Consider the following 8,801-nt stretch of genomic DNA (forward strand, 5'->3'; position numbering starts at 1 on the left):
AACTGGCGGCGCCCGGCGGAGTTCAGGCGCGAAGGCGCATCACTTGATGATGCCGATCTCGCGCGAGATGGCCTGGATCTGGGCCACGCTTTCGGCCACGAAGGTCTGGAAGGCGTCGCCTTGCAGGTCGAGCGGCGCCAGACCGTTGGCGGCCATGATCTCTTTCCACTCGGGCGAGGCATAGAGATCGGCGATCTTCGCGACCCAGGCGTCATAGGCTTCGTCGCTCATGCCGCCGGGGGCATAGAAACCGCGCCAGTTGGCGCCGATCACGTCCACACCCTGTTCGCGGGCGGTCGGGAAGGCGGCGAATTCGCCGTCCAGACGCTCGGGCGCAAGCACCGCGATCACCCGGATGTCGCCGCTGTCGACAAAGCCCTTGGCTTCGGAGATGTCGCCGGTGAAGGCCTGCACGGAGCCGGCCAGAAGCTGGGTCACGGCCTCGCCGCCGCCGTCAAAGGCGATGTATTTGACCGAGCGCACGTCGTCGATGCCATGGGCGTTGGCCGCGATCAGAACCTTCAGGTGGTCCCAGCCGCCCACAGCCGAGCCGCCCGCGACAGAGATCGAGGTCGGGTCGGATTTGATCATGTCGAGCAGCGCCGGAAGATCGGCGATTTCGCTGTCCTTGGCCACGGCGATGACACCGTAGTCAGCCCCGATCGAGGCCAGCCACCGCACCTGGTCCATGGTGTTGCCCGGATAGGCACCCTGTGCCAGGCGGGTGGCGGTGGCCGCGGAGGCCGCGACGATCAGGTTGTTGTCGTCATTGCGCTTGTTCACCACTTCGGCGTAGGCCACGCCACCGCCGCCACCGGCGAGGTTGACCACCTGAACGGTCTTGTCCAGCAGGCCGAGATCCTGCAGCGACTTGCCGACCTGACGGCAGGTGAAGTCCCAGCCGCCGCCGGGGTTGGCGGGCGCGATGCATTCGGGGTTTTCCGGGGTAAAGCCCTGGGCGGAAACGCCAAGCGCGGATGCGCTGAGCAGGGCGGCCGCGGCCGCAAGGCGGGTTGCCTTGAAAATCATGGGTTGGGTCCTCCACAGTCCAATTTTTCCGGGCTGTCGGGCCGCCCGGTGGCCAACCATTGCGGCCCGCATGATTGCGGTTGTCGCGCGAATGGCTGAGGATGGGATAGGCGCCTTTGCTGTCACCAACCTGTCACCGGTCGCGGGCGGGACGCATTTCAAGGGCCGGGCGGCATTTTTTTGGGGGAAGCATGCGTGTCCTGATCGTCGAAGACGCCACCGATGTGGCCGAAGCGGTGGCGATCCGGCTGGGCCGGAGCGGCATGGCCTGCGATATCGCCGACAGCCGCGAGGCCGCCGAGGATTGCCTTGCGGTGCAGCGCTATGACGTGATCGTGCTGGACATCAACCTGCCCGACGGGCTGGGCACCGAACTGCTGGCCGATCTGCGCGGGCGCGGCGACCGCACCCCGGTGCTGATGCTGACGGCGCTGTTTTCGGTCGATGACCGGGTCACCGCGCTGGACCTTGGGGCCGACGACTATCTGGTGAAACCCTTTGACCAGCGTGAGCTTGAGGCGCGGCTGCGGGCGCTGGTGCGGCGCGAGGCCGAACAGAAGTCCGACGCGCTGGTTCTGGGGCCGCTGAGCTTCACCCCCGCCGCCCTGAGCGCCACCCTGTCGGGTGCGCCGCTGGAACTGACCCGGCGCGAGGCCACCCTGCTGGGCCTGCTGCTGCGCCACCGGGGGCAGGTGCTGAGCAAGCAGCGCCTGTACGACGGGCTGTTCGCCTTCGACGATGCCGATGTGGGCGTCAATGCCATCGAGCTGTACATCGCGCGGCTGCGCAAGAAGCTGGCCGGGTCCGGCGTCGGAATCGAGACCCAACGGGGGCTGGGCTACCGGATCCATGCGGATGGCTAAGGGCGGGTTCGAAACCGGCGGCCGTGGCAGCTTGCTGTCGCGGGTCATGCTGGGGGTGCTGTCGTTGCTGGTCGTGGGCGGCGTGGTGGTGACCTTCGCCGCCTTCGCCTATGGCCGCAATGCGGCGCGGCAGGCTTATGACCAGATCCTTGTCGGTGCCGCCAATGACATCGCCGGGTCGGTCAACATCGTCGCGGGCGCGCCACTGGTCAACATGCCGGTGTCGGCCTTCGGGCTGCTGGCGCTGGCCTCGGAGGATCGGATCACCTACGCGGTGCGCGGCGCCGGTGGCGCCTTGCTGACCGGCCATGCGGATGCCCCGGCGGCGGTCGCAGAGGTCGGCCAGACGCCGGTGTTCTTCGACGCGCCGCTGCATGGCGATCCGGCGCGGTTTGTCACCGTGGTGCGGCGGTTTTCGGAACGCGATTTCTCGGGCAGCGTCTTTGTCACTGTCGGCCAGACCCTGCGGGCGCGCAACGAGATGGCGTTGGGACTGACCCGTGGCGCGGTGCTGGTGATGACCGGGATCGGGCTGGTGCTGATCCTGGGGGCGTTTCTGGTGATCCGCTCGGCGATGCGGCCGCTGGACCGGATGGCCCGCGAACTGTCGGCGCGCGATCCCTATGACCTGACGCCGATGCCCGCCGATGGTCCGGCAGAGGTGGCGGTGATGGTCGGCGCGATGAACCGGTTCATGGGGCGGCTGGACCGGCAGGTCGGGGCGATGAAGCATCTGATTTCGGACACCGCGCACCAGTTGCGCACCCCGGTGGCGGCGATCCGGGCGCAGGCGGAACTGGCGCTGGAGGATGACCCCGAACACCTGCCACAGCGGCTGGACCGGCTGGTCAAACGCACCCGGTCGCTGGGCAACCTGCTGGACCAGATGCTGTCGCGGGCGCTGGTGATCCACCGCGCGGACAATGCCCCGCCCGAGCCGGTGGACCTGCGCGACGTGGCGCTGCACGTGCTTGAGGGCCGCGATCACGAGGTGCTGGCCCCCGAGGCCGAGGTCGAACTGGTCATCGGCGACCGTGCGATCATGGTTCTGGGTGACGAGATCTCGTTGTGCGAGGCGGTGAAGAACCTGCTGGCCAATGCGCTGCGGCACGGGCAATCGCCGGTGCGGCTGGGGGTCAGCCGGGCGGGCGACACTGCCGAGATCTGGGTCGAGGATGCGGGCGACGGGCCGCCGCCGGATGTTCTGGACCGCATCGGCGGCCGGTTCGAGCGGTCGGCGGCGTCGAAGGGCAACAGCGCCGGGCTGGGCCTGTCCATCGTGCGCGCGGTGGCCGAGGCCTTCGGCGGCCGGGTGACCCTGGGCGCGGGCCCCGCGGGGCAGGGGTTCCGGATCACCCTGGTGCTGCCATGGGCCGGGGCAGGGGGGACGCGCGATGCGGGCTAGGGCGCTGGCTGTGCTTCTGGGCCTTCTGGCCGGACCCGCCCCGGCGCAGGAGGCGGTGGCGCGCTTTGCCGCCGCGCAGGGGCAGGCCGACACGGTACTGACGATCCGTTCGACCACCGACATCGTCATCATGGCCCCGGTGCTGGAGACCTTTGTCGCAGACAACCCGGAGTTGGAAATTGCCTATGAGCAATGGGGCTCGAACGCGCTGTATGCCGACAGTCTTGCGGCCTGCACCGGGCCGCAGGCGGTGGCCGATGTGGTGATCTCGTCCGGCGTGCACCAGATGGTCGATCTGGTGAACCGGGCCTGTGCCAGCCCGTACCGGTCGGCCCGGACCGAGGCGCTGGCCCCGGCGCGGCGCTGGCGCGACGAGATCTGGGGGATCACGCAGGAGGCGGCGGTGATCCTGTACAACACACGGCTGGTGTCGGCGACCGAGGTGCCGCGCACCCGCTTTGCCCTGCTGGACCTGATGCGCCGCGACGCGCCCCAGTATCACGGCAAGATCGCCACCTATGACATCGAGGCTTCGGGGCTGGGGTTCCTGTTCGCCTTCATGGACAGCCAGGAGGCCACCACCTTTGGCGGCCTGATGGAAGGGTTCAACCGGGTCGAGGCGGTGGCGACCTGCTGTTCGGCGGAAATCATCGAAGGTGTGTCCGAGGGCCGCTATGCCATCGCCTACAACGTGCTGGGGTCTTACGTGGACAGCGCGCCGCGCCCTGATCTGGGGGTGATCTATCCCGAGGATTACACCCTGTTCCTGTCGCGCGCCCTGATGATCCCGAAAGGCGCGGCGCAGGCCGACGGGGCGACCCGGCTGCTTGATTTCCTGTTGTCGCCGCGCGGGCAGGCCATTCTGGCCGAGAGCAACCTGATGTGGCGGCCCGATTTCGACGAGACCGGCCTGCCGTCCAGTGCCCGGCGCGACATTCCCATCAACCCGACGCTGCTGGTGGCGATGGACCGGCACCGTCGCGAGATCTTCGTGCAGAAATGGCGCGCCACCTTCTGGGCCGCGCGCCCGGAATAATGTGCCCCGTCAGCCGCGTTTCTGGAAGGCGATCATCACCAGCGCCAGCAGCGACGAGCCCAGCATCAGCAGCAGCGACACCGCGTTCAGCAGCGGGGTCGAGCCTTCCTTGAGGCGGTCGAACATGGCGATGGTCAGCGGCGCGTCCGAGCCCACCAGCATCAGCGTGGTGTTGAAATTCTCGAAGCTCATCAGGAAGGCCACCACGAAGGCGCCGATCAGGGCGGGCATCAGGAAGGGCAGGGTGACGGTGCGCACCGCCGTCAGGCGCGTCGCGCCCAGGTTCAGCGCCGCCTCTTCCAGCGTGCGGTCGAACTTTTGCAGCCGCGCGCCGATGACCAGCGTGGCGATGGTGGCGATGAAGGAGAACTGGCCCAGGATCACCAGTGTCAGGCCGGGGCGCAGGGCTTCGAAATCCCATTGCGCGGCGTCCCAAAGCCCGTTGGCCACCCGGCTGGAAAACACCAGGATCGAGATGCCCAGCACGATGCCCGGCACCACCAGCGGCAGCAGCATCAGCACATAGAGAAACCCCTGGCCGCGAAAGCGGTAGCGGTTGAACAGGAAGGCGTTGGACAGGCCCACTGCCACCGACAGCACCGATACACAGACCGCCACGAAGGCCGAGGTGCCGATGGCGCGCAGGATCGGGCGTTCGTGGAAGACACCGATCTGTGGCCGTTCGGCGCCGAAGAACCAGTTCCAGGTGAAGCCCCGCCACGGCAGCGAGGGAAACTGGCTGTCGTTGAAGGCAAAGGCCGCGACCACCACCAGCGGCAATGCGAGAAACAGGAAGAACACCACCACATAGGCGGTATAGGCGGCGATCAGGAACCGCGGTTGCGGGATGGAAGGGATCATGGCGGGCCTCCTATCCCATGGTCTTTTCGAGGGACTGGCCGGTCAGCTTCAGCATCCCCCAGACGATGGCCGAGGACAGGCCCAGCAGCAGGAAGCCGAAGGCGGCGCCGAGCTCCCAGTTGAAGCGGACGATGAACTGCGAATAGATCAGCTCGGTGAACCACAGGCTGTCCTTGCCGCCCAGCATGATCGGGGTCAGGTAGTTGCCCAGGGAAAGCATGAAGACCACGATGCAGCCCGAGACGATGCCGGGGGTGGCGTGGGGAATGATGATCTCGCGCAGGACCGAAGCGCCGTTGCCGCCCAGATCATAGCCCGCCTCGATCACCTCGTCGGGCAGGGTTTCCAGCGTGGTGACCAGCGGCACCACCATGAACAGCATCGAGGTGTAGATCAGCCCGACCATGATGGCGGCGTCGTTGTACAGCATCTCGACCGGCCCATCGACCAGCCCGAGGTATTGCAGCAGGTTCGAGATCAACCCGGTTTCGCGCAGCAGGATCATCCAGCCGAAGGTGCGCACCAGTTCCGACACCCAGAACGGCACCAGGCACAGCAGGAACAGTGCCGAGCGCATCCGCCCGCGCGCCATCTTGGCGATGTAATAGGCCACCGGAAAGCCGATCAGCAGCGTCAGCACCGTGGCCAGGATCGACATCACCGCCGTGCGCAGGAAGGTACGCAGGTACAGCGGCTCGCTGAGGAAGGTCCAGTAGTTGGCAAAGCTGAAGCGGTATTCGCCGACGCCCACGCGCTCGCGCAGGGACACCAGCGCCATGTCGATATGCGGGATCAGGATCAGCAGGGTCAGCCACAGCAGCAGCGGTGTCAGCAGCAGGATCAGGCCCAGTTTCGCCTCGGCCCGCATCAGGAGGCCCCCGCCGCGAAGCAATTGCCCTGTGCGGCGGCCCAGCCGATATGCACCTGCGCGCCGCGCGCCAGATGGGCGAATTCGCCCGATTGCGGCAGGTTGACGGCGATTTCCTCGGTGCTGCCTTCGTCCTTGACCAGGATCCGGCTGTCGGCGCCGTTGAACAGCAGCGAGGTGACGGTGCCCGACAGGCGATTGTCGAACCCGGCCAGATCCTCGGCGGACGGGGCGATGCGGATGGCCTCGGGACGGACGAAGATCTCGGCCCGGTCGCCGGGGGAAAGGGCGCGGTCATGGCGGTCGCCGCGCAGGGTCAACCCGCTGTCGGTGCGCAGGATAAGGGCGTCGCCCTCGACCCGCTCGACCTGTCCGGACCAGCGGTTGCTGTCGCCCACGAAGCCCGCCACGAAGGCGGTGGCGGGGCGATAATACAGATCCTGCCCGCTGCCGACCTGTTCGAAGCGGCCTTCGTTCATCACCGCGATATGGTCTGACATCACCAGCGCCTCGGACTGGTCGTGGGTGATGTAGACGAAAGTGGTGTCAAAGGCGGCTTGCAGGGATTTCAGCTCGACCTTCATGCGTTCGCGCAGTTTCAGATCCAGCGCGCCCAGCGGTTCGTCCAGCAGCAGCACCTCGGGCTCCAGCACCATGCAGCGGGCGATGGCGACGCGCTGTTTCTGGCCGCCGGACAGCTCGTCGACCTTGCGCTGGCCAATGCCGGGCAGGCCGATACGGTCCAGCGCCTCGTCGACCTTGCGGGCGATCTGGTCGCGCGGCAGCCCGGCGCGGCGCAACCCATAGCCGATGTTGTCGGCGATGTTCATCATCGGGAACAGCGCCAGGTGCTGGAACACCATGTTCACCGGGCGCTTGTTGGGCGGCGTGTCCAGAACCGAGCGGCCGCGGATGCGGATATCGCCCGAGGTCGGTTCCAGAAACCCCGCGATCATCCGCATGACCGTGGTCTTGCCGCAGCCCGATGGCCCGAGGATGGAAAAGAACGAACCGCGGGGCACGTCAAACGAAACCTCGTCCACGGCCAGAGTATCGCCGAACCGTTTGGTCAGGGTCAGGCATTCAAGATCAGGGGTCATGGGGAGCCGGTATAAGAGGGGCGGTGCCCGCACGAGGCAGGCACCGCGAAGGTCAGGTTCAGTTGGCGGCCTTGACGCGGTCCAGCACGCCGCCTTCGATGGTTTCCAGACCGGCGGGCACCGGCGGATACCACTTGATGTTGTCGATGGCTTCCTGCGGGAAGCTGTCCTGGAAGCGCACCTTCAGGTCTTCGTCGGCAAAGGCATCGGCGCCCAGCGACGCGGTGAAGTTGCCGGCGGCCGCGGTGATCTTGGCGGCGATCTCGGGCTGCATCACGAAGTTGATCCAGGCATAGGCGGCGTCATCGGCCTTGCCTTTGGCAGGCAGCACGAAGGTGTCGATCCAGCCAAGCGCGCCCGAAGCCGGGGCCACGAAGGAGATGTCCGGGTTCTCGGCATTCAGCTTCCAGCCGCCGAAATCCCAGGCCATCGAGGCCACGACCTCGCCCGAGTTCATCAGGCCGATCAGCTCATCACCGCCGCCCCAGTAGGTCTTCACGTTGGGCTTGCACTCGATCAGCTTGGCTTCGACCTTTTCCATGATCTCGGTATAGGCCGCCTCGTCGCCATAGGCGGCGAAGGGATCCATCCCCATGGAATAGGCAAAGCCGATCAGCGTCGGCCGTTTCAGACGGTAGGACACCTTGCCGGCCACATCATCGTTGCACAAGTCGGTATAGTCCTTCACCGAGCTTGCCATGCTGCGGTCCAGCACCAGACCATTGGTGCCCCAGACATGCGGCAGGCCGTAGACCTCGCCGCCGACGGTGGTGTTGGCCTTGGTGGCCTCCAGCATCGAGGGGATGAACAGCGCAGTGTCGATCTTGGACAGATCGATGGGCTTGTAGATGCCAAATTCTTCCTGCGGACCGGCGATGCGATCCTGGCTGGGCTGGGCCAGATCGAAGCCACTGCCGCCGGTAGCGCGCAGCTTGGCGATCATTTCTTCATTGTTCGAGCTTGTGACCTCGACCGTATGGCCGGTTTCGGCCTCGAACATCTCGATCACCTCTTGGGGGGCATAGTTGCTCCAGGTCAGAAGGCGCAGCGTATCGGCAGAGGCGGGTGCCACGGTCAGCACGGCAGCCATGGCTGCGGCGGAACAGGTGGCAAGGCAGCGAGTAGTCATAGGGAACCCCGTTGGTTTTTCTGATTTTTACGTGGGAGACACCTTGGCCCCCGCGTTTCCAGCCGTCAAATCCTTTCAGGAGAGTTTGACGGCAGCATGACGATGGGCCGCTTTTCCGGCAGATGTCGCGGGGGACGGGGCGTTGCGGACCGGGGGCCGTTTGCGGGCGGGTGGCGCCTGCAGGGGGTCCGGGCGCGGATAGAATCCCCCTGACTCGCCTTCTTGTTGTGTTGCGTCGCGCCGATCTTCCCCTTTCCCTTTGGTCATTGGGTATCGCGGTACCGTTTGTGGTTTTGGTTTGGGTGTGTTCTGGTTTTGGCGGGGAGTGTTGCTGTGCGGGTGATGGATAGTATCCGTATGTTATTGTTTGTTTTTTCCGGGGATTTCCAGAAACCTTCATTTTCTTCAAAAAAGGGGTTGCGACTCTGTTTGAGTGGCTCTAGACACCCCTTCACCGACGGGGCGGCGACGCGCTGTTGGGGGGCTGGACGGGGTTGAGAGGCTTCGGAA

At 66.1% G+C, this 8,801-nt stretch carries 9 protein-coding genes; 3 read left to right on the forward strand and 6 right to left on the reverse strand.

Annotated features, from left to right (window positions below; translation table 11 throughout):
* Nucleotides 1–39 precede the first annotated feature (39 nt).
* Entirely contained in the window at nucleotides 40–1,029 is a 990-nt protein-coding gene (locus tag H8B03_RS16665; protein WP_193143024.1) for a tripartite tricarboxylate transporter substrate binding protein, read from the reverse strand.
* A 191-nt stretch (nucleotides 1,030–1,220) separates the two neighbouring features.
* Between H8B03_RS16665 and H8B03_RS16670 the strand changes: the two genes are divergently transcribed.
* Genes H8B03_RS16670 through H8B03_RS16680 form a run of 3 tightly spaced genes read left to right on the forward strand, consistent with a single transcriptional unit; the run spans nucleotide 1,221 to nucleotide 4,333 of the window.
* On the forward strand, nucleotides 1,221–1,892 hold the full coding sequence (locus tag H8B03_RS16670; protein WP_193143025.1) for a response regulator transcription factor: 672 nt from the start codon (nucleotides 1,221–1,223) through the stop codon (nucleotides 1,890–1,892).
* Entirely contained in the window at nucleotides 1,879–3,297 is a 1,419-nt protein-coding gene (locus H8B03_RS16675; protein ID WP_226926034.1) for a sensor histidine kinase, read from the forward strand. The genes H8B03_RS16670 and H8B03_RS16675 overlap by 14 nt, the downstream gene beginning before the upstream one ends.
* The gene (locus H8B03_RS16680) at nucleotides 3,287–4,333 is read left to right on the forward strand and encodes an ABC transporter substrate-binding protein (RefSeq protein WP_193143026.1); all 1,047 of its coding nucleotides are present in this window, start codon (nucleotides 3,287–3,289) and stop codon (nucleotides 4,331–4,333) included. The genes H8B03_RS16675 and H8B03_RS16680 overlap by 11 nt, the downstream gene beginning before the upstream one ends.
* Nucleotides 4,334–4,342: 9 nt before the next feature.
* Here H8B03_RS16680 and H8B03_RS16685 read toward each other — a convergent pair whose 3' ends face one another.
* The 5 genes from H8B03_RS16685 to H8B03_RS19020 all read right to left on the reverse strand — a co-directional run.
* On the reverse strand, nucleotides 4,343–5,194 hold the full coding sequence (locus H8B03_RS16685) for an ABC transporter permease (RefSeq protein WP_193143027.1): 852 nt from the start codon (nucleotides 5,192–5,194) through the stop codon (nucleotides 4,343–4,345).
* 10 nt (nucleotides 5,195–5,204) lie between these two features.
* Nucleotides 5,205–6,062, reverse strand: a complete 858-nt coding sequence (locus H8B03_RS16690; RefSeq protein WP_193143028.1) for an ABC transporter permease — start codon at nucleotides 6,060–6,062, stop codon at nucleotides 5,205–5,207.
* Entirely contained in the window at nucleotides 6,062–7,162 is a 1,101-nt protein-coding gene (locus tag H8B03_RS16695; RefSeq protein ID WP_193143029.1) for an ABC transporter ATP-binding protein, read from the reverse strand. The genes H8B03_RS16690 and H8B03_RS16695 overlap by 1 nt, the downstream gene beginning before the upstream one ends.
* Nucleotides 7,163–7,220: 58 nt before the next feature.
* Nucleotides 7,221–8,252 (reverse strand): extracellular solute-binding protein, encoded by a 1,032-nt coding sequence (locus tag H8B03_RS16700; protein ID WP_226926057.1) that lies wholly within the window; start codon nucleotides 8,250–8,252, stop codon nucleotides 7,221–7,223.
* A gap of 302 nt (nucleotides 8,253–8,554) precedes the next feature.
* The coding region (locus H8B03_RS19020; protein ID WP_226926036.1) for a hypothetical protein at nucleotides 8,555–8,801 on the reverse strand (247 nt) is incomplete at its 5' end.

The sequence above is a fragment of the Meridianimarinicoccus sp. MJW13 genome (genome assembly GCF_014901205.1).
Taxonomy (GTDB): domain Bacteria; phylum Pseudomonadota; class Alphaproteobacteria; order Rhodobacterales; family Rhodobacteraceae; genus Meridianimarinicoccus.

Coding starts and splice junctions, on each gene's coding strand:
- H8B03_RS16665 (WP_193143024.1), bottom strand. CDS start 1,029: ATGATTTTCAAGGCAACCCGCCTTGCGGCCGCGGCCGCCCTGCTCAGC.
- H8B03_RS16670 (WP_193143025.1), top strand. CDS start 1,221: ATGCGTGTCCTGATCGTCGAAGACGCCACCGATGTGGCCGAAGCGGTG.
- H8B03_RS16675 (WP_226926034.1), top strand. CDS start 1,879: ATGCGGATGGCTAAGGGCGGGTTCGAAACCGGCGGCCGTGGCAGCTTG.
- H8B03_RS16680 (WP_193143026.1), top strand. CDS start 3,287: ATGCGGGCTAGGGCGCTGGCTGTGCTTCTGGGCCTTCTGGCCGGACCC.
- H8B03_RS16685 (WP_193143027.1), bottom strand. CDS start 5,194: ATGATCCCTTCCATCCCGCAACCGCGGTTCCTGATCGCCGCCTATACC.
- H8B03_RS16690 (WP_193143028.1), bottom strand. CDS start 6,062: ATGCGGGCCGAGGCGAAACTGGGCCTGATCCTGCTGCTGACACCGCTG.
- H8B03_RS16695 (WP_193143029.1), bottom strand. CDS start 7,162: ATGACCCCTGATCTTGAATGCCTGACCCTGACCAAACGGTTCGGCGAT.
- H8B03_RS16700 (WP_226926057.1), bottom strand. CDS start 8,252: ATGGCTGCCGTGCTGACCGTGGCACCCGCCTCTGCCGATACGCTGCGC.